At 42.7% G+C, this 20,266-nt stretch carries 17 protein-coding genes; 7 read left to right on the top strand and 10 right to left on the bottom strand.

The window, feature by feature from the left end:
* Window positions 1-13 precede the first annotated feature (13 nt).
* The 3 genes from V7K31_RS10670 to V7K31_RS10660 all read right to left on the bottom strand — a co-directional run bounded on the left by V7K31_RS10670 (window position 14) and on the right by V7K31_RS10660 (window position 5,520).
* Window positions 14-2,227: a GumC family protein gene (locus V7K31_RS10670; protein WP_335094269.1), complete on the bottom strand. Its 2,214-nt coding sequence runs from the start codon at window positions 2,225-2,227 to the stop codon at window positions 14-16.
* A 562-nt stretch (window positions 2,228-2,789) separates the two neighbouring features.
* Window positions 2,790-3,749 carry a ribonuclease Z gene (locus tag V7K31_RS10665; protein WP_335094267.1) on the bottom strand — a complete coding sequence of 320 codons (960 nt, stop codon included), beginning with the start codon at window positions 3,747-3,749 and terminating at the stop codon, window positions 2,790-2,792.
* Between the two features lie 112 nt (window positions 3,750-3,861).
* On the bottom strand, window positions 3,862-5,520 hold the full coding sequence (locus V7K31_RS10660; RefSeq protein ID WP_335094265.1) for an ArnT family glycosyltransferase: 1,659 nt from the start codon (window positions 5,518-5,520) through the stop codon (window positions 3,862-3,864).
* 138 nt (window positions 5,521-5,658) lie between these two features.
* On the opposite strand from V7K31_RS10660, the gene V7K31_RS10655 reads away from it, so the two are divergent.
* Complete coding sequence (locus tag V7K31_RS10655) at window positions 5,659-6,303, top strand: class I SAM-dependent methyltransferase (RefSeq protein ID WP_335094263.1); 645 nt, start codon at window positions 5,659-5,661, stop codon at window positions 6,301-6,303.
* Between the two features lie 262 nt (window positions 6,304-6,565).
* On the opposite strand, the gene V7K31_RS10650 is transcribed toward V7K31_RS10655, so the two are convergent.
* The 4 genes from V7K31_RS10650 to V7K31_RS10635 form a co-directional block, all read right to left on the bottom strand.
* Window positions 6,566-7,408: a M90 family metallopeptidase gene (locus tag V7K31_RS10650; protein WP_335094261.1), complete on the bottom strand. Its 843-nt coding sequence runs from the start codon at window positions 7,406-7,408 to the stop codon at window positions 6,566-6,568.
* A gap of 433 nt (window positions 7,409-7,841) precedes the next feature.
* The gene (locus V7K31_RS10645; RefSeq protein ID WP_335094259.1) at window positions 7,842-8,003 is read right to left on the bottom strand and encodes a hypothetical protein; all 162 of its coding nucleotides are present in this window, start codon (window positions 8,001-8,003) and stop codon (window positions 7,842-7,844) included.
* Between the two features lie 155 nt (window positions 8,004-8,158).
* Window positions 8,159-10,723 carry an alpha-glucan family phosphorylase gene (glgP, locus tag V7K31_RS10640; RefSeq protein ID WP_335094258.1) on the bottom strand — a complete coding sequence of 855 codons (2,565 nt, stop codon included), beginning with the start codon at window positions 10,721-10,723 and terminating at the stop codon, window positions 8,159-8,161.
* A gap of 605 nt (window positions 10,724-11,328) precedes the next feature.
* A complete protein-coding gene (locus V7K31_RS10635; protein WP_335094257.1) occupies window positions 11,329-11,652 on the bottom strand; it encodes a hypothetical protein in 324 nt (107 codons plus the stop codon).
* 424 nt (window positions 11,653-12,076) lie between these two features.
* On the opposite strand from V7K31_RS10635, the gene V7K31_RS10630 reads away from it, so the two are divergent.
* The 5 genes from V7K31_RS10630 (at window position 12,077) to V7K31_RS10610 (ending at window position 16,938) form a co-directional block, all read left to right on the top strand.
* Window positions 12,077-12,241, top strand: coding sequence for a hypothetical protein (locus tag V7K31_RS10630; protein ID WP_179063512.1), 165 nt, complete (start codon window positions 12,077-12,079; stop codon window positions 12,239-12,241).
* Between the two features lie 667 nt (window positions 12,242-12,908).
* Window positions 12,909-13,610, top strand: coding sequence for an acyltransferase (locus V7K31_RS10625; protein ID WP_335094256.1), 702 nt, complete (start codon window positions 12,909-12,911; stop codon window positions 13,608-13,610).
* Window positions 13,611-13,613: 3 nt separating this feature from the next.
* Entirely contained in the window at window positions 13,614-13,745 is a 132-nt protein-coding gene (locus V7K31_RS10620; protein WP_335094255.1) for a hypothetical protein, read from the top strand.
* A gap of 186 nt (window positions 13,746-13,931) precedes the next feature.
* A complete protein-coding gene (locus V7K31_RS10615) occupies window positions 13,932-14,048 on the top strand; it encodes a photosystem II reaction center protein I (protein WP_335094311.1) in 117 nt (38 codons plus the stop codon).
* 196 nt (window positions 14,049-14,244) lie between these two features.
* Window positions 14,245-16,938 carry a DUF3769 domain-containing protein gene (locus tag V7K31_RS10610; RefSeq protein WP_335094254.1) on the top strand — a complete coding sequence of 898 codons (2,694 nt, stop codon included), beginning with the start codon at window positions 14,245-14,247 and terminating at the stop codon, window positions 16,936-16,938.
* A 139-nt stretch (window positions 16,939-17,077) separates the two neighbouring features.
* Here the strand turns inward: V7K31_RS10610 and V7K31_RS10605 are convergent, their stop codons facing one another.
* The 3 genes from V7K31_RS10605 to murJ form a co-directional block, all read right to left on the bottom strand.
* The gene (locus V7K31_RS10605) at window positions 17,078-17,383 is read right to left on the bottom strand and encodes a hypothetical protein (protein ID WP_335094253.1); all 306 of its coding nucleotides are present in this window, start codon (window positions 17,381-17,383) and stop codon (window positions 17,078-17,080) included.
* Window positions 17,384-17,604: 221 nt separating this feature from the next.
* Window positions 17,605-18,117 carry an outer membrane beta-barrel protein gene (locus V7K31_RS10600; protein ID WP_335094252.1) on the bottom strand — a complete coding sequence of 171 codons (513 nt, stop codon included), beginning with the start codon at window positions 18,115-18,117 and terminating at the stop codon, window positions 17,605-17,607.
* Between the two features lie 150 nt (window positions 18,118-18,267).
* Window positions 18,268-19,872, bottom strand: a complete 1,605-nt coding sequence (gene murJ, locus V7K31_RS10595; RefSeq protein WP_335094251.1) for a murein biosynthesis integral membrane protein MurJ — start codon at window positions 19,870-19,872, stop codon at window positions 18,268-18,270.
* Window positions 19,873-19,980: 108 nt separating this feature from the next.
* Between murJ and V7K31_RS10590 the strand changes: the two genes are divergently transcribed.
* A complete protein-coding gene (locus tag V7K31_RS10590) occupies window positions 19,981-20,160 on the top strand; it encodes a hypothetical protein (RefSeq protein WP_335094250.1) in 180 nt (59 codons plus the stop codon).
* The last annotated feature ends 106 nt before the right edge of the window (window positions 20,161-20,266 follow it).

Below are 20,266 nucleotides of genomic sequence, written 5' to 3'. Positions count from 1 at the left end.
CTACTTCTTCAGTCTACGATGCTAATACCTTTTGAGAATTGCTCACTTCATTAGCGATAATTCCAATTAAATTCAACTTACTCAAAATTTCTGTTGCTTGAGTCAGTTCAGTTCGCGTCACTTTCCCCATGCGCTCTACCATCACAATCCCATTGCAAAAAGATGCCACAATCCTGGCATCAACCGTGCCTAAAATAGGTGGAGCATCTATCAATACTAGGTCATAACTATCCTCAAACAACTCTATTAATTCTTTCATCCGTTGAGAACTGAGCAACTTCACCGTGTCTTCTGGTTCTGGCCCAGCAGTCAAAATATCAATAGAAGGGTGAATGGGCTGGATGTAATCTTGAAAATGAGTAGTTGTCTCATCAACTAATAACAGAGATAGTCCCCAGTCATTGGATAACTCCAGGATTTTGTGCAGGCTAGGATTCTGCAAATTAGCATCAATAACTAATACCCGTCGATGCATCCGGGTAGCACTAGCCACAAGCCCTAATACTAAGGTTGTCTTCCCTTCCCCTGGTAGTGCTGAAGTCAACATCAATGACTTCAAGGGTAAGGGATATTTTAATATTTGAATATTTTGGTAAATCATGTCCAGGGTTTCATGGACGGGCAATCTAGTATTGACTTCTATTTCAGAAGAATTTGAGCTTCGCCCTCCACTCCAAGGCAGTCCCAGCCGCCGCTTTTTCACATCATGCAACGGTAGTTTTGGTACTGATCCTAGTACACGTAAGTTCGTCAGTTTCTTTAAATCTGCCGCACAATAAATAGCGTCATTAAACTTTTCCAAAATCAGGGCTGCTAAGATACCTAAAATCGGCCCAATTACCGCTCCCCCAACCAAAAGTAATAATCTGTTGCTCCCCATATAAGTACCCAGAGCCGGTTCTGCCAAAACTTGCCAGTTATATCCTTCCTGAGCAATTTTTAGTCCCAATGACTGTTGTGCCTGAAGCACTTGTTCAAGGGTTTTGCGACTACTTTCTACCTTTGGCAGCAGACGGTTATACTCTGCTATTAAACTTGGGTATTTGTTTACCTCAGAGCGTAGTCGCTGTTCTGACTCGGCTAGATTCTTTTCATTGGCAGTTAGTCCTAAGACATTTGTCTGCACCAGAATAAACTCGTCTAATAGTGTTGGATCAACCCCTACCATTTGCCCTTTGAAAAGCGGTTCTTCCTTATTGCTATTAGTAATAGCTTTCACCTGTTCTCGTAATAGTGACAATAGGCTTTGGCGTTGCTGCTTTAGCTTTTGTACCGATGGGTAATCGTCTGTATAGCGCAGCCGCTCCTTAGCCAACGCTAGTTCAGTCTTTTGAATTTCACTCAATAGTGCTTGGTAGCTGCTTGACTGATTTAAACGAGAAGAAATTAGTTCATTCTGCTGGGATGAAGACGCTATTTGTTGCTCTAGGTTATCGTAGCGAGCGTTTACATCTTGAAGGTTGGCACGAGTGCTTTGTAGCTGTTGTTGAATATCGGCTAGAGATTCTAGCAGGATTTTACTTTGGACTTCGGGATCGAGTAATTTATGTTTTTTGCGAAACTGTTCTAAATTTTTCTCAGCCTTACTAACCTCTTTTTTTATCTCAGGTAGGCGAGCGTTTACAAAAGCCAGTCCCTGATTCAGACGTTCTTTTTGTTGCTCTTTATTGTAGTTTTGATAGACTTTCTCTAGAGCTTGAAGTACTCTTTGGGCTTTAACTGGATCGTCATCATTGAAAGAAACTTTAAATACTTGACTGAAAACCTGATTAGCTCCTATGCCTCCCTCTTCTGGAGTCACTTCTAGAGATGCTTTTTTGTTATGTTCTGTTTGACTATTGATATCTTCTAAGGTAATATTAGAATAATCAGAATGAAGTATATTTACGGCTTTCTGGAGTAGCTTAGAACTCAGCATGAGTTTCATCTGAGTAGTGGAATCAATAACTTGAGAATTGGAATCAGTAACCTGAGTCTCTGCCCCTACTGGGATATTATTTGACTGTGCCCCTTGAGATAAATTGGAACTCACCAATATCTGCATATTGCTCTGGTAAGTAGGTTTGGCAATTACAGCCAACAGGCTAGCAGCTGACATAACTACACATGAAACCCCCAAGATGAGAAAGCGTCGGCGAAGCAAAATAGTAGATAGTTGTCTGATGTCAACTGCGCCTTGTGCTGAAGTAGTAACCTGTTGCTCTTGATTCAGACTAGTCTTAGCCACTATCAAACTCCTCTAATATCGAAACACTATATTTATTTGGCAGATTTATGAGAAATGTGAAATTATTTTTTTACACCTAATAGCCGCAACAATATACTTGACTATTATTCCAACGATGACAAGCTCACTTGGCACAATATTATGCCAGCTGGCGCTTTCATGTTTATCAATTCAGGCATATAAATTCTTAATCAGTGTTGAAAGAATAAATTTTCAATAAATATTTTATTTCAGAAAGAAAATCTTGACGAAAAATTAATTATTTTCCTAACTATTTAAGTAAAAAATTCTCTGATTCACAACATTACTATATATTAAAGTTCTTTTGATAACTTGCAATCTAAAAAATATATTGAGAGAAATATTTAACTCATAGTCTTTCTAGGTTATTGATACACTTAGCTAACCGTAAATTCTTGGTTAACTAGTTGACTTACTCGTAAACTTAAACTGCTGTCTATTTGCTGGATGTTATGAATTAGACTACTAAACTGCAACACAGAGCCTGGTTAATTTTAGATTAGAAGGGTTGGGGTTGAATAGGAAATCCAAAATCCAAAATTTACACACCTACCTTGGTTAACTGTACTTCCCGTCGCCTGGGTACTTCATGAATCATGAAATCGTAAGCCATATCAGTACGGGGAAAAATAGCACGGGCTTCCTTGAGGAGATCCTTCAACTCCAAGGTATTTCCGGGAGCATAGCGGGGACTAAAATGACTCATAATCAGGCGATGTGCCCCAGCCGCTAAAGCTGTTTGCGCTGCCATTGTAGTTGTGGAATGCAATCGCTGAAAAGCCATATCTGCATCTTGATGGGCAAAGGTTGCTTCGTGAATTAATACATCTGCATCATTAGCTAATTCCACTGCACCATCACAATAAATTGTGTCTGTACAATAGGCAATCTTTCGGCCAATTTCTGTAGGTCCGCATAATTGGGTGCCATCAATCACCCGTCCGTCGGCAAGGGTAACAGTTTCACCGCGCTTGAGTTGACCGTAAATCTGACCAGGAGGAATTTGCAACGCCTTGGCTTTTTCCACATCAAAGCGTCCCGATCGGTCTTTTTCGGCTACGCGGTAGCCGAAAGCTGTAATGCGGTGATGCAAATTAGCGCAGCTAACGGTGAAGTCATCGTCTTCATAAATTACCCCTGGACGGATGGCGTGAACTTTGATCGGGTAAGAAAAGTGTGTGTAGGAGTAACGTGAGGCGGCTTGAATGTAATCATTTAATCCAGGTGGACCGTATATATCAATTCGTTCTACATTGCCAGCCAAGCCGCAAGTAGCAAGAAGTCCCATCAAGCCAAAGATGTGGTCGCCGTGCATATGAGTGATAAAAATTCGGGAGAGTTGACTGATTTTCAGTTCACTCCGAATAATTTGATGCTGAGTAGCTTCGCCACAATCGAATAACCACATTTCTGCCCTTTGGGGTAATCTCAGGGCGACACTGGAAACATTGCGCAATCGCGTCGGTACACCGGAACTCGTCCCTAAGAATGTTATCTGCACAGTGTTCTTTAGTCTTCCTATTGCTCAATTTGCAGCTCTATTTTCTATAGTGACACGGTTCATGAGCAAAATACTTTTGAGAGGAAGTCGTCTTTTAGATTTTCCACTTCTGTTAGGGAAGGATTTGAATCAACTGGTACTGTTTTACTGTACCAATAATGCGGTGAGGGCGAGATAATTTCGGCGACTGGTCAGTATATATCAAAACATAGCTTAAAGCTGGTAGTTGGGAAATAGAGACTACTGCTTGGGGGCGAGTAGAAAGATAGAAATTAAGCAGTACTTTGGTTTTAGCGTCTAGTTGCACAAAATAGATCGGATGAGTTTGGATAATTGAGGCGATCGCACTTTGTTGTAAGAAAGTTCTCAAAACAGGATTATAGTCACTTAACAGACCTATGCTACCCATCGTCGCCAAAGCCAGCCAACAGGGAATTAACCAACCTGCAATCCAGTAACGAGCTGTGAGAAACTTTTTGCCAAGGTGGTAACGACTAATCCACACCACAGGCAAAATTAACCAACCTAAGCCCATAGCCAAGCCAATAGTTGCATACTTGCGAATATCAGAACCACCCCAACTAAAAACGCCAATACTCGCTATTACAAGTAAAACACCTAACCCACCAAAGCCATAACTGAGATTTAGAGGAAGATTCTTCCTTGCAAAAAGGTTTAATATATTTATTTTACCTTTTTTAAGAGGTAATTGTGGGGGAATCCCTGTCTGGTAAATATTGCCTAACCAGTTTAAACCCACAGATGCAAACCAAGCGATAAACGGATAAAGGCAAAGACTATAGTGAGGGAAACGAGTGGTAAAAAGACTAAGTTCACATAATAATACAATTGGAAAGCCAACTAATATTAACTGGTAGCGAGGAATAGGACGACGGAGAGTTAAAACTAAACCTAAAATCCCGAAAAAAGCCCAAGGAAATGCTCTTAAAGGGATATTCCATATATAGAACAGCGGCCCGTTATTATAACGATCCTCAGAACCTAGCTGCACAACAAACTTGAACAACTCCTCAAAACTCTGATTTCCGTAGTGCAGCCAGCTTAACCACAGCCAAATACAAGTAGGTATTAAACCTACGAAAAAGCCTAAATATAAAATTGGGTTAGTCAGATGATGATGACGGCGATGTTCCCCAATTAAATAAGGCAATAAAGCTATGATTGGCAAAAAAATCATAAAGCTTCTGACTAAGAAGCCTAAACCTAAACTTAAACCAGCTAGAAAACTCCAAAAATAGCGATATTTAGGATGTAATTCCGTTTTTATTAAAGACCAAATAGCTAAAAGTACCAAGAGAACCATCGGTACATCAGGTGTACTTAAGCGAGAGTATTGTACCCAGAGAGATTCCACACTTAAAATTGCAGCAGCTAGCCAAGCTAATTTTTTGCCTAGCATAATTTTGCCGATTTCATACACCAGCCATAAGCTAAAAATGCCAGCAATCATGCTAGGAAGACGCGCACTAGTATCACTGATCCCAAACAGCTTATAGGAACTGGCAATTAACCAATAAGGACCAGGGGTTTTATGATGTGCCTTTTCCCAAGGAGCTATCCAATTATCAGAGTCAAACATCAGACGCGCACGCGATGCGTAAAGCCCTTCATCATGTGCCATCAAACTATTGTGTCCAGAATTAAATAGTAATAAGGGCAGTATCCAAACCAACAAACTAAAATAGGGTAATGATCCCACTAGGCGAATTTGTCGGCAAATCTGCTGCAAGAAGTGTAGTTTATAGAACATTGAATTGATAAAAGACGGTGCGCGAACAATTTTGAATTGTTAACTGCCCTGATGTTATTAAAATATGTTACATAGTCCTTGTTTCAAAATACCTGAAATTGTCGCCATCTGCGGAAAAGTTTTCCATAACAGAGATTTATGCAGCTAAAACCGAATCAACGCCTGAAATTAGATGACACAGACGATAAGCTGTTCTATGCTTATCCCCGCTTCGTCACCCATGTCGATGAAGGATTTATTCAACAGTTAACGGATTTATATCGCGATCGCACTAAACCCAACACCCGCATTTTTGATATGATGAGCAGTTGGGTGTCTCATCTGCCAGAAGAGACGCAGTTTTCCCATGTGGAGGGACACGGACTCAACGCCCAGGAACTAGCACGAAATCCCCGCTTAAATCATTATTTTGTACAAAATCTTAATGAAAATCCGCAGCTACCTTTACCAGATGAAGATTTTGATGCTGTTCTCAATTGCGTATCGGTGCAGTATGTGCAATATCCAGAAGCAGTATTTTCCGAAATTTACCGCATCTTGAAACCCGGTGGTGTCGCAATTATCAGCTTTTCTAACCGGATGTTTTTTGAAAAGGCAATTCAAGCTTGGCGGGAGGCTTCAGAAGCAGAGCGAGTGGAATTAGTCAAAGCCTATTTCGCCTCAGTTCCAGGATTTACAACCGCAGAAGTTATAGCTCATAAGTCAACATTACCAAATTTCTTACAATGGTTGGGTGCAGCCGGAGGAGATCCGTTTTATGCCGTTATAGCTTATCGCAGTTAAGCCCAGAGGTGGGTACTTCAACGAATTTTAGATTTTAAATTTTGGATTTTGGATTGATTGACCATTTCTCGTTCCCATGCAAAGCTAGGAATGGCTGATTAGAGGCTCTGCCTCCAGTCAAAATTGAGTTGGAGCCTCAATGAATGCATTCCCAGGCTCCGCCTGGGAACGAGTCAAGCCTCATCAAGGTAGGTTTTTAGGACTTGTGTGTACACCGTAGGACTTTAGGCATCGGATCAATCTAAAATCTAAAATCTAAAATCTAAAATCCAAAATTGATTGACGCCCATTGCACAGGATTTAATTGATAGTAACGTTGAAGTTGCTCATAAAGTGCCGGATGCTTGGATAGCAATTGGTGCGGTTTCTCAAAGAATGTCTCAGTCGCTACGGCAAAAAATTCTGCGGGATTCGTTGCACCATAGCTATCCATTACCGTCTTTACGCCTTGTAGAACATCATTACAAAGTTGCTGATATGCTTCTGTCATCACCTTCGCCCAAATAGGATAGTCTGAGTTGCGTTGCAGTATCGGAACTCCTTCAGCTTTACCATCCTCTTGATCTAACTGATGGGCGAATTCATGAAGCACAACGTTGCGTCCATCCCTCCAGTTATCAGTGTCTTGTTTCACCTGTTCCCAAGATACTACTAATTGGTCAGTTGTCCACGATTCCCCCAGTCTTGCTACACGCCTTTCTTCAACAACATAATTTCCGATGGAAGTCGTTTCCTGAACAAAATAAGCATTGGGATACACCAGAATTGAACGAAGTCTGGGAAAGTACTGGCCACGTTCATTTAGTAGGAGTAAACAGGCGACAGCCGCAAGGGTAAGTTTCATTTCCTCCGTCACCTGTAATCCTCTACAGCCAATAAATTGCTTTTCTGCTAAGAACACTTGAATATGTCCCTGAAGTCGTCTGAGTTCATCGGGAGAAAGACAGGGGTAAATGGGAAGATTATTCTCAATAATGGCATTCCAAAGTGGGGAAAAAGGGCGATGTTTGAGACGGGTTCTTCGCCTTTTGACTAAAATGGGATTGACTAAAATCCCAGTGATAATCAGCCCAATGATCAGAAATAAAATTATTGTTTTAATCATTGACTTTTGAGCAGTTTACATATTTCAGTCACTGGTAAGGAATAAGAATTAAATAACATACAATTTATGTCCTTGGCTTACCTCACCCTCAATCCCTCTCCGATATATTGGAGAGCGATCGTGAGACAGGATGAAGTTTTGCATTTTATTTAATCCACGTTCCTAAGCAGAAAATTTAGATAAAATAATTGTTCTTGTTGTGACTCACTAACTAAATTAAAATGGGACTTTTGTCTCCAAGCTTGCCTCTTGATTTACGGTTGCCAGCACTGTGAGTTTCGCCACCATTTTAAAATACTATTGAATCGATAACCGTTTGAAGAAATAATTTCCCTTGGGATTAAGTACGTTACAACCGTGGAGCCGAGATACAGAGTTTTTCAGGTAAATGAGGTAGACAGGTAGGGGCACAACAATGTTCATACGTGTCAACTTAAGCGCAAACCCTTTTAAAGCCTCGTTTACAGCCAGAGGCTGGAAATGCTCCTCCTGGCGGCTCTGCCGTCAGCAAGGGAGGCGGAACCTCTAGAACGGCATTCCCAGTCGGAGACTCTTGACGAGACAATCTAAAAGCTGGTTCTAGGAAGGTTTTCACGCTAAGTTGACACCAATGAACAATGTTGTGCCCTTACAATAATCTGTACAGAGGCGCTTGTTGCAATCTGCTGTATTTAGCATGCAGATAAAAGGCGTTGTTAAACTTAAATCAGCAACGCCTTTTCTTGAGTATTCAATAACTACTCAGCCCTCTTATTCTGCCCAAGCAATTAACCTTGGTTCATAGGGATTAGCCAGATTTTGATTCTTCGGCAATACACGCAAAGACAAGCCTTGCAAACCAGAAGCGGTATAGGTGATATTACCCGTGTAAATACTCAATTGCTGTGCATCTTCCCCTTGGTAATCCATCACCACTGGGACAGCGTTGACAATCTCACCATTGGCATCGATCGCACCTTGATATAGTTCCACCTGCACATCATCATCGGTCAAAGTTGCCAAGTCAACCTTGGCTTTGACAGCAACGGTTTGGTTAACCTCAATGTCTGAAGCTGCCGATACGTCAATATCTTTGATTGTGATGTTGAACCAGTGTTCGCTCAATTTCTCTTTCCAAGCAGCTAGTTCTTTAGCTGGGGCATAGTTATCAACAGTCAAGGTATGATAGCGATCGCTAGCTGGGAAATAAGCTCTAAGAGCATATTCTCCTACCATCCGCGCTGTATTAAAGAAGGGACAATTCAACCGAATTGCATCCTTCATTTTGGCAACCCAAGGACGGGGCAAGCCATCACTATCCCGTTGTTCATAAAATAACGGTACAACTTCCTTCTCTAACAACTCGTAGAGAGCATTTGCTTCTACTTCATCTTGATAGTTAGGATCGTCGTAATTCTCTCCATGTCCAATTGCCCAGCCTGTGCGGACGTAATCAGCTTCATCCCACCAGCCATCTAGTACACTTAAATTCGGCAATCCATTCATTGCTGCTTTCATCCCACTCGTACCAGAGGCTTCCCGTGGACGACGCGGTGTATTTAACCAGATATCGCAACCTGCAACCATCAACCGGGCAATATGAATGTCGTAATTGGGAACAAACACTACCTGTTTTTCTAAATGTTGTTCGCGGATAAAGTGATTGATATCGCGGATGAGTTCTTTACCGGGAATATCCTTGGGATGCGCCTTACCAGCAATCACAAATTGCACTTTCCGGTCTTTGTTAGCCAGCAAAAGCCGCTTAATACGTTCCAAATCACGCATCCAGAGGGTAGCGCGTTTGTAGGTGGCAAAGCGACGGGCAAAGCCAATGGTGAAAGCGTAAGGATCTAAAACTTCTTGGGCTTGGAAAATTTCCGAGGCGGAAGCGCCGCGATCGCGCAAATGTTTGACCAAATGCTCTCGCACATACAAAACCATATCTAAGCGGCAGCGTTCGTGATTGCGCCACAACTCCTCATCGGGTATAGCTTCCATCCGCTCCCACAATTGGCTATCTGGTGGTGCTGATGACCAATTTGGCCCTAAGTAGCGATCGTACAATTCTTGAGTCGATTTGGCAACACAACTCCGAGCATGGACACCGTTGGTAATTGCGGCGATCGGCACTTCCTCTACTGGCACCTTCTTCCACAAGCCCTGGAACATTTGCCGCGACACCACACCATGCAGTTGGGCGACACCGTTAGAAAATGTTGCCATCTTCAGCGCTAGTACCGCCATACTGAAAGGCCCAGATAAATCGCCTGTATTCTCGCGCCCTAGTCCTAAAAATTGCTCTTTGGGCAACCCAAATATCTCTGCATAGTACCCCAGGTAATACAGCATTTTTTCGGGAGCGAACAAGTCAATCCCTGCTGGTACTGGCGTGTGAGTGGTAAAGATATTGCTGGAAGCCACCACCTGTCTAGCTTGGGCATAATTCAGTCCCTCTTCCTGAATCAGCAAGCGGATGCGCTCTAAGGCAGAGAAGGCGGCGTGGCCTTCATTCATATGGTAGGCGGTGACTTTCAGCCCCAAAGCTTTGAGCATTTGCACACCACCAATTCCCAGCATGATTTCCTGGTGGATACGCATATCGATGTCGCCACCGTACAGCTGATCTGTGATGTCGTGATCGTAAGTAATGTTGGGTTCAATGTTGGTGTCCATCAAATATAGGGGCACCGTTCCCACCTGTACGCGCCAAACTCTGGCATACACCTTGCGTCCTGGATAATCTACCGCAATCCGCAGTTCTGAACCATCGGAATTGCGCTCTAGATGCAAGGGCATATTGTAGAAATCGTTGCTCAGGTAGCGTTCCTGTTGCCAGCCATCGGCATTGAGATACTGGGCAAAGTAGCCTTGCTGATACAGTAAACCTACACCTACAAGCGGTAGCCCCAGGTCACTGGCAGATTTGAGGTGATCCCCCGCCAAAACGCCCAAGCCCCCAGAATAGACGGGCAAACAATCTACAAGTCCAAATTCCGCCGAAAAATAGGCGTAGCATTCCTTTGGTTTCTCCTCCCGTTGTTTCTGATACCAAGTGCGCTCTTGCAAATAATCTTCTAACTGACGGTCAGATCGATCCATTTGCGCTAGAAAGCCTTCATCTTCAACAACTTCCAGAAGCCGCGATTGAGAGATAGTACCCAGCATCAACACCGGGTTATGATGGCTAGACTCCCACAGGTCGGAGTCTAAGCGACGAAATAAATCTTTAGTGTCAACGTTCCAATCCCAGTGCAAGTTATATGCTAGCCGCCGCAGTGGTTCGAGTCGCGGCGGTAGTGAAGGCGATACGTTAAATGTACGAATTGGCTGCATAGGTTGGCAAAACTCCAAGTTTAGCTATGGTTATTGTTTACTCTCTTTCCCAATGTTGCCAATTCTTTATACTGTAGTTTGTGAAAAAGCTATGACTTTGTTAAGCATTGAGAATTCTTTTTAACCTCGTTGCTAAAGTTTACACCAAGGTGTTTCTCATTCTATGCGTTATCTCAGCCATGTATTTGGTATATTAAGATTTAATCATTTACTGGTATGTATCACTTAAAAAAATCTAGTTTTGAATAAATAATTTATATTTATTTTAGTATTTATTCCGGGGATCAATTCTAGGGTCTTGGCTGAGGGTGAAAATTCCTCATAGCTGTGTCTAGGAAAGTTAAATTTTTTTTAATTATTTTTTAATAAAATTGCGCTGTCAAAAAAGCAGTTCGAGGGAAAGACTTAAATTTCGGTTAAGGTTAGCTTAAGGTGATGCGTCACCGCATAGCCCGTTCTAGACATCGCCTAAAATTATCTGATGCGAAAACTGTACCAAGCAGTTAACCAGTAAAAGCGATGCCTGGGTTGGGCTACGCCTACGCTAACTACTTGGTATTAAATTTTGAAACTAAAACAGGAAAATAACTTAGAAAGGTGTTATTTTACGCACCTAGTGAAGGTTGATCTTTAGTACTTTTTGTCATTGACAAAGCTACAGCTGCTGCATAAGCAATCTCCGCGGCCATTTGATAAGCAAGTTTGATACTTGATGAAGTGTCCTTGGCTTTAGGAGAGAGGGAAGCTTTTTTTCGGCGCGACTCTTGTTTGATATCACCTGCTACAATAGCTCGTTGTAAAATGATCCAGGCATCTAGGTCTTCTGAGTCATAATTACTTTGAAGCTGCGATCGCAGTTTATCTTCGGCTCTAACACTCAGATAGCCAGTAGTTAGAGCTTGTTGCACAAGTTTTTTAATTAAAGCCATAATTTGAACCAAGTGTGTGAGTTAAAACCGATACCTCAATTTGGGTGTGTGATGTTATTCTGTGGACTTTTCCCAGAAACTAAGCTACCTTTTAGCTCTCTTTGAATAGAATTTATAATAAGTAGTGTTAAGAACGCATCACCCGCTTGGCTCACCCGAATGGGTGATTTACAAATTTATAGATAAGAATGCCAATTAACCGCTTAAAACATTTTTCAACTCCCCATCCTCAAGGGATTTTATCTAAGTGTATAAAATTATTTGGGAGTAGCGATCGCTCCCGTAAAAAAGCTAACTGATTTCCATCATTCTCATCAACAAGCAACCTGAAAATCAACTTATTTATTAAGAGTGTTCCACTAAAAATAAAATGTGCTATGGTTAAAAATAATTGTCATTAAAAACCATTCATCTAATTATAAACGTGAATTGGTTAGTCTGTAAATCATCTGTGTGCAACATGATTGGAGCAGCATACTCTAGAAATTCGTTGCAAGAAAGCCGTCATAGCAGTCGGGGAAGCGCTTACTTGTTTGCACCGATGGTTAACTTCAATGTAATGGCTGATGTGGGAGATAATCCACCCTAATTGGGTTTTATTTGGGGAAAAGTACCCAGAAAAATCCAACAATAATTACATTGTCATGCTAGGCAAAAATTTTATCTAAATCTTTGAAATAGTCTAGTCAAATGTATTTTTTGTTGCAAAATAGCTTGTGGAACTGAGTTGTTTTAAAAGATTAAAACCGCTTGAGAGAAAGTAGCCTCATACTCAACACGGGCTAAACCCTAGCTATCCGCTAACAGCACTGTTTCGGTAACAAGCTTTGCAAATTTACTGGATAACCAAAACAGTATCCTATTTAAACCAGCAAATTTTGCCATCAGACAATTTAATAGCCTGAGCTTTGATCTTGCAATGCACTGAAATTGTTTTGTTAATTTAGCTGATCAAAAAGAAGCCAAATTTTTACGTACCTATTGTACAAAAGCTTCTAGCGACTTAACGCAATTTTGCATATAAATTGAGTGATTCTACACACATAAATTTAAAAATTGCTCACATAGTCAAAGCCATGCTCTAGTTTTTCAAATGTTGGAAAACTACCTAAAAATATGGAGAAAATTCGGTGATATTGCCAGTTTACCTCCTGTGTCAATGAATACTAACGCTGTTAGTATTGGTAAAAGATTAGGATACAGCCAAAACAACTTTTAAGACTGTCAACAACAATTGATTCAAGAGATATGTAACCATGCCTAACGAGCAATATTTTTCAAAATTGCAGCGCGTGCAAGAACTTTTAGTAACTACAGTGTTAGGAGATATTCCGACACTTCTTCTGGGGTCAAAGTTGCGTAATTTGGGATATCGTAGTATTTTTGCCCAGATAGGCAGCCCAGTCTATATTCAAAATGGTGTTGAATTTAACGGTACTTCTTGTATTGAGATAGGTAGTGGAGTCTATATTTTCAAGGGTGTGCGGATGGATGCTAGAGGACACAAAAATAATAGAATTCATCTAGGAAATAGAGTCGCTATTGAGCGTAACGTTGATATCGGGTCTTTGGAAGATACGTATATACATATTGATGAAGACACCTTCATTGCTCCCAACGTGTCTATTGAGGGGCCAGGAGACATTAAAATTGGTAAACACTGCCTGATTGCTGCCCACTCAGGGATATATGCCAATAATCATAATTTTGCCGATCCGATGGAGCCGATTAAATACCAAGGTGTTACTCGCAAGGGAATTGTGATTGAGGATGATTGTTGGCTAGGGCATGGCGTAACAGTATTAGATGGCGTTACCATAGGCAAAGGCAGTGTTATTGGTGCGGGAGCAGTTGTCAATAGAGATATTCCTCCTTTCTCTGTTGCTGTAGGTATACCTGCACGAGTAATCAAAAACCGAATTGGCAAAGACCTAGCAAAAGTTAAAACTGAGAAATAGGGCATGGGGCATGGGGCAGTTGTACTGACTTGTACTGACCATCTGGCTTACCTCGGCTTACCTCGGCACAAGTCGCTCGATAGAATCGCAGCCTCTGGTAGAGAAATATTAGGTATTGGGTATTGGGCATCATAACAATCTCCTTTTCCCTGTTTCCTTTTTTTAAGAAACTTTTGCCGTTACTCAACGTCACAAGAGCAAACGTCACCAGAGTTCATCTAAAAAAAGGACGAGATTTGGGTAATATAAAGGAGCTATCTTTTCTGCATGGTAGATCCTGAAAGAAAAGCTCTTTTTGTCTTACCCGTTGGAGATATTTCTATGCTGACTTTAAAAATCGCTGTTTATATTGTTGTTGCCTTCTTCGCCGCTCTGTTCATCTTCGGATTTTTATCGAACGATCCCGCTCGTAACCCCGGCCGTCGGGACTCAGAGTAAAAGGACGATAAATCATCCGCGACTTTGGAAGGCGGAAGATACTAAAGGCCACGGAAACTTACTAAACTTTCGCCTAGTAAGTTTCCTCTTCCAAGTGGCTTGCTCCAGGTAGCAGAAGGCGACAGTCGGAAGGCAAAATGTATATTTATCCTTCCGTCCGTCATTTGGCTGTTTGTTAGCCCGATTTTGCTCAAATATGCTTCACCCATTTCTGCCGCCCAATCCGCCTCATATCCTCGAATCTTTACAACCTGTAAATCCCGCCTCATCTGCTAGTCATTCAAAGTTTCTTTCAGGTGTAGAGACTGGAATACACGAAAAGATAGACAAATTCAAGCAGCCCAAGGCTTTGGCTCAGTTGGCAATTGCGGGTGACACTAAGATTGATCCGCCATTGCCAACTGTGATCAACTCAACTCAGGATGACTTGGTAGTTGCCAAAACTTCCTCTGTACCTCATTCACCAGAAACCTTTCCACTAGAATTTTCCCCCCTTACCGCTTCTAGGAGTGCTGCACTTTTGGGGCAGTCGGTGGTAGTTGGTTATCCCATGCAAGAGGTTCTAGCCCCGAATCGCCATCAGGGCAGTGAGGCTCAAAACCCTTATGGAGTGAGAATTGGGGGAGATGGGGAGAAACTTCCCCCATTCTCTCTGCTCCCTGCTCCCCTGCCTCCACTAGACGTTGCTCCAAGTGTGACAAACAGCGACAAGTTAGTTGAGTCGAAGGCGGAAATTTTAGCCCAGAAGTTAACCCAACAAAAACAGCAAAGTGATATTACTGCCCAACAGTCTTCAGGAGGAGAGAATATCTCTGTATCTGCTACTGATCTGGCACCGAGTTCTCAATCAGTACAAAATTTTATAGAATTTAAGTCTCGCAGCCCGACAAACCAACTCTCAGCGCCCATCACTGTAGAATTTAAGTCCCAAACCCAGCAACAAAGCCAAGCACCAACACCTACACCACAGGAAAATACCACCAATCAGCCACAAGGTCAACCATCTGGTACAACTGCACCAGCTAGCACGCCGCCAGTCAGACCGAGAATTGTGGAAGTGACTTCAGATCGGCAAGAGTATGACGAGCAACGGCGAATTGTTACAGCTGTAGGTAATGTAGTTGTGCGATTTGATGGAGCGGTGGTGGATGCCGATCGCCTGCAAGTCAATTTGGACAACTTGATCGCTGCGGGAGAAGGTAATGTCACCTTAACACGGGGCGATCAGATACTGCGTGGACAACGCTTTACCTATAACTTTGTTCAAGATAGTGGGGAACTGGAAAATGGGAGAGGAGAAATTTATGTACCCTCAGCCCAAACAGATTTTGCTTTCTCGCCCACGGATGTAACTGCTGGTGGAGTTTCAAAACGTCCGGCAAGCGATCACATTCGAGCCAATCAGCCCCTTTCCGGTGTGAGCAGCCCTGGAGGAATTGATGTGACATTTGGTGGCCGGGCAAATGCTACCAACATCCCGCCACCGAAATCAGGGGGTGTAGTCAATCGGCTCAGGTTTGAAGCTGAACACATTGATTTTTATCCGCAAGGCTGGCAAGCAAGCGATGTCCGCATCACCAATGATCCTTTTTCGCCCCCAGAACTAGAATTACGCGCAGATAAAGTAACTCTGACGCGAGAGACACCCTTGCTAGACCGGATCAGGACACAGCGACAGCGTTTGGTATTTGATCAAACACTCTCCTTACCAATTCCGGTGGATGAGCAGACTATTGACCGTCGGGAACGGGACGTTACACCCTTTATAGTCTCCCCTGGCTATGATGGAGATAAGCGGGGTGGGTTGTATGTTGAGCGTGGCTTTCCAGTGATCAATACAGACAACACACGCTGGACGATCACGCCCCAGTTGTTAGTACAGAGAGCTGTGCAAGAAGGCGCGGGTGATTTAGGCGCACTATTTGCTGTGAAGACAAAGATAAATTCCGTTTTGAGTCCACGGACAGTAGTTGAGGGAACTGGGGAGTTAACCAGTTTTGACTTGAACAATCTGGAAGAAAATTTGCGGGTGAATTTGTCATTGCGCCAGACATTAGGCAGTTCCCTTCCCCATATCTTGAATCTGCAATATAACTACCGCGATCGCCTCTACAATGGTAGCCTCGGCTTTCAAACTGTCCAGAGCAGTTTTGGCGGCATTATTACCTCTCCTGTGATTCCTTTAGGAAAAAGTGGCATTAACCTCAACTATCAAGCAAGCGCTCAATATATCGATGCCAACACCGATCGCCAAGACTTACTAAAACCGCAGCGTGAAAACGATCGCATCTCACTAGGTCGTTTACAAGGCAGCGTTACCCTCAGTAAAGGGCTGTTGCTATGGCAGGGAAAACCATTACCACCCACTGCCACTGAGGGATTACGATACACGGCTAGACCTGTAGTTCCTTACTTGCAAGCGATCGCTGCCATCACAGGCACTAGCAGTTATTACAGCAATGGTGATAACCAAAGCATCTTAACTGGTACAATTGGCTTACAAGGTCAAATTGGCCATTTTTCTCGACCTTTTTTCGACTATACCGCCTTTAATATTAGCTATTCCCAAGGTTTAAATAACGGATTATCACCATTTTTGTTTGATCGCTCCGTTGATAACAAAGTGTTGAGCGGTGGGATATCACAGCAAATCTACGGTCCTTTTCGCTTAGGCTTCCAAACATCTGTTAACTTGGATACTGGTCTAGAAACTAGCACCGACTACATTGTTGAATATAGCCGCCGCACCTATGGCATCACCTTGCGTTACAATCCGGTGCTGGAGTTAGGCGGTTTTAGCATCCGAATTAGTGATTTTAACTGGGGTGGCGGCACTGATCCATTTTCGGAAGTTAAGCCAGTAGTAAACGGCGTTCAACAGGATTATTAGGACTAAGAATTAAATAACATACAATTTATGTCCCTGGCTTACCTCACCCTCAATCCCTCTCCGATATATTGGAGAGGGATCGTCAGACAGGATGAAGTTTTGCATTTTATTTAATCCACGTTCCTTAGTTAAACAGTTATCAGTGATCAAAGGAATCACTCTCACGCCTGGAAAACTTCACCGCCCTAGCTTCGGAATAAGTTGATGCACCACCAGGTATTCTCAGCTTGGCATAGTCGCCGCTTAGTTCAACACTTGACGGTGGTTGGTGTAGGGTTGCACAGCATCTTTGAACTGCGGCTTGGTACTCTCGCCATTGCTTGCGGATTACAATACTTGCAGCATCGTCACCTAAGTCTGAAAATCTTAGCCCCGCTCGAATCAGCCAAGATTCTACATCAGTTGTTTCACCCAGTATTTCTGGAATGGGATTAATCTTTTCCATGAGTAATATCTTTTAAGCATATTCAAAATAGGTCATTTTACTTTAATAGAAGCTATTGATAATAGCCAATACAATTGTTTATCAAAATCATAAATTAAATTGATTAAAAAAATGGTCATATCTGAGTATGGAGACTCAGATATGACAGGATGAGTTACTATTACGGCTGGCAAACATCATTGCTTTAGTTTCCGAATAAGCCGTTTTCTAGCTCGTAATTACTAGAAACGATAGCCTAATCCGGCTTGGAAGCTCAGAGCATCAGCATCACTATTTCTGTAAGCGCCAATACCCCATTTAGTATCGCCATAGGCAATGACATTGTTGCTAACTTCTGATTCAATCCCAAGGGTAACTACAGGTGCATTCTGATTGCCCAATGGGGTTTTTTGACCTTCGTCAGTGACAAAAGAATAACCACCACCGAAGTAAACGTTAGTATTTTTGGCGATGGGTGCATCGTAAGTCACTATGGGCATAATGGCGGCAGCATCACCACCATACAGCACAGAACCCCGTACTGAAAGAGGTGTTTTAGGAACAGCGTAACGTCCTTGGATATTGCCACCAACTTGTGCTTCATCGTTTCCTTGTCCGCCACTGGTTGCACCAACCGCAATCCCAGCACCAATGTAATTACCGTTTGTACCGGCTGTTTGAGCAGAAGCAATTCCCGCCGAAAGGACAATTGAAGCAACAGCAAGGAAAGAGGCAGCTAATTTTGTAAATTTCATAGGATTCTTCTCACCAGAGTTAAGTAAAATCAATCTTCTCTAGTACCAGAATCTCTTTTTTTACAAAATGTAACCTCGCACATTTGGTTCACCCTACTGGCTGAATTATTGTTCACCCACTTGGGTGTACCAACTGAATTCAAATGAGAGTTATTTCTTCAAAAAGCGCTGACGCAGACGAGATATAAATCTATTGACTTCTGGTATTTTCATCGATGAAGCGATCGCAGCAAACACCGCAATCCCCACGAAACCAGATACACACAACTGCAACACCAGAATCACTAAACCTTCTTTACCTAACAACTGTTGAGTAGCAACCAATGTCCCATAGGTTGCTACCCCAGCTACGACGCTACCAGCAGCCAAACCCAAAATTGGCACACTCCACTCCCGCCAAGGTAAACCATTAAGTTTGCGATCGAGCAACCATAACAGCATTAACATTGAGCTGCAATTTACACCCACTGTTGCTAACACCAAACCAGGAGCGCCAAAAGGTTTAACGAAAAACGAATCTAGTAAGGCGTTGAGTAAGATGTTATAAATACTGATGCGAAAAGGTGTCTGTCCATCGCCTAAAGCATAAAATACCCGCACCAAAACATCACGTCCCAAATAGACAAACATCCCAATTCCATAAGCGACTAACAATGATGAAACTAACTGTGTGGCTTCTGGCTTGAAAGCACCGCGCTCATATACCACCTGCACAATGGGTACTGATAACGCCACCATCAGCGCCCCTAGCGGTAGCATGGTAAAGGCAGTGAGTAGGAGTCCTTGGCGAATGCGTAATTTTAGCTCTGGCCAATTTTCGGGGCCAGCAAGTTTGGCAAATATCGGTAATAGGGGCAGCAAAATGATATTAGAAATAATCCCTAAGGGAGTTTGAACTAATAGATTGGCATAGTTAAATCCTGCCGCAGCACCAGGGATAGGACTGGCAAAATAAAGGTCAGTGGCAACATTAATTGGCATCATTCCAGAGGAAACTGTTGCCGGAGTCATAATTTTAATGACTTCTTGAACGCCTGGGGATTTAAACTCAAACCGCAGGCGTAATGTGCCTAATCCTAGCCGCCACTGGACAATTAGCTGCACTAACCACTGGAGAACGGCTCCTGCCAAGGTTCCCCAAGCTAAGACCATTCCCCCGATTAAAGCGTACTCCGGTTTAATCATATCTTTGCCCAGTTGCATAGCTAAGATAGCAAGTCCGGCAACAACCGTAATACTAGATAATAAGGGGCTAATGGAGAGCAACCAATATTGATTGGCTGTATTGAGAGTACCAAAGCCAATGCCAATTAAACCGGCAAATAAAGCCATCGGTGCCATAATGCGGAGTTGTTGAATGGCGATCGCTCTGGTTGTCGCCTCCAAACCCTGACCAACGAAATCAACGATCGCATCCGCAAATAAAATCTGAGCAACTGTCACCAACAACAGCACTCCAGCCACCAGCGTTGTCACGGTTTCCACTAAAGGAGCCGCTTCTTCTCGCCGCCGCTTGGCTAAAACGCTGACGATCGCACTGTGTAATGGTCCATTTACACCACCAAGTAATATTAATAGAAAGCCAGGGATAATATAGGCATAACTATAGGCGGTGGCAGCAGCACCAACACCAAAAGCGGCAGCGATCGCTTGCTGCCGCACTAAACCGAAGACTTTACTAATTAATGTGGCTGCGGCAACAATGCCAGCAATTCCAGCGAAAGAACGAGAGGGTTTTTGGTCTTGTTGTGTCACGAATAATACCCGACAACTCTTAGAGAGTGCATATTTTAAAACATTTAACCTGAAATTCCGCAGTCTGTCAGGCAAATTTTGGCAAATTAGTCATTAGTTTATAGTCTCATGGCAATCATTTTAAGTGCGATGGCTGCGACGATCTGCGCCTACGCTCAAAACGAAACTGCTGCGATCGCTATAGTAGTAAGCATTTTAGCTCTCATTCCCTCTTATTTTCAGGTAATACCAATTCTTTCTAGGCTTGTCGTTACCCACATTTTTATAACAGTCAAAGTGTCGTGCTGACCGATATCCCGCCCAGAACTTAAGTTCTGGGCTGATAGCTAAAGTCCACTCAAGTGGACTGAAATTTTCCTTTTAGATACTCTACATGGCTGAAGATTTGTATTTA

It is taken from the genome of Nostoc sp. (assembly GCF_036917675.1).
Classification (GTDB): Bacteria; Cyanobacteriota; Cyanobacteriia; order Cyanobacteriales; family Nostocaceae; genus Nostoc.
This window is presented reverse-complemented; position numbering and strand designations above follow the sequence as displayed.

What these genes read in the sequence shown, in the direction of transcription:
- V7K31_RS10660 (WP_335094265.1), bottom strand. Translation starts at nt 5,520, where the DNA reads ATGTTCTATAAACTACACTTCTTGCAGCAGATTTGCCGACAAATTCGC.
- V7K31_RS10655 (WP_335094263.1), top strand. Translation starts at nt 5,659, where the DNA reads ATGCAGCTAAAACCGAATCAACGCCTGAAATTAGATGACACAGACGAT.
- V7K31_RS10650 (WP_335094261.1), bottom strand. Translation starts at nt 7,408, where the DNA reads ATGATTAAAACAATAATTTTATTTCTGATCATTGGGCTGATTATCACT.
- glgP (WP_335094258.1), bottom strand. Translation starts at nt 10,723, where the DNA reads ATGCAGCCAATTCGTACATTTAACGTATCGCCTTCACTACCGCCGCGA.
- V7K31_RS10635 (WP_335094257.1), bottom strand. Translation starts at nt 11,652, where the DNA reads ATGGCTTTAATTAAAAAACTTGTGCAACAAGCTCTAACTACTGGCTAT.
- V7K31_RS10625 (WP_335094256.1), top strand. Translation starts at nt 12,909, where the DNA reads ATGCCTAACGAGCAATATTTTTCAAAATTGCAGCGCGTGCAAGAACTT.
- V7K31_RS10620 (WP_335094255.1), top strand. Translation starts at nt 13,614, where the DNA reads ATGGGGCATGGGGCAGTTGTACTGACTTGTACTGACCATCTGGCTTAC.
- V7K31_RS10615 (WP_335094311.1), top strand. Translation starts at nt 13,932, where the DNA reads ATGCTGACTTTAAAAATCGCTGTTTATATTGTTGTTGCCTTCTTCGCC.
- V7K31_RS10610 (WP_335094254.1), top strand. Translation starts at nt 14,245, where the DNA reads ATGCTTCACCCATTTCTGCCGCCCAATCCGCCTCATATCCTCGAATCT.
- V7K31_RS10605 (WP_335094253.1), bottom strand. Translation starts at nt 17,383, where the DNA reads ATGGAAAAGATTAATCCCATTCCAGAAATACTGGGTGAAACAACTGAT.
- V7K31_RS10600 (WP_335094252.1), bottom strand. Translation starts at nt 18,117, where the DNA reads ATGAAATTTACAAAATTAGCTGCCTCTTTCCTTGCTGTTGCTTCAATT.
- V7K31_RS10590 (WP_335094250.1), top strand. Translation starts at nt 19,981, where the DNA reads ATGGCAATCATTTTAAGTGCGATGGCTGCGACGATCTGCGCCTACGCT.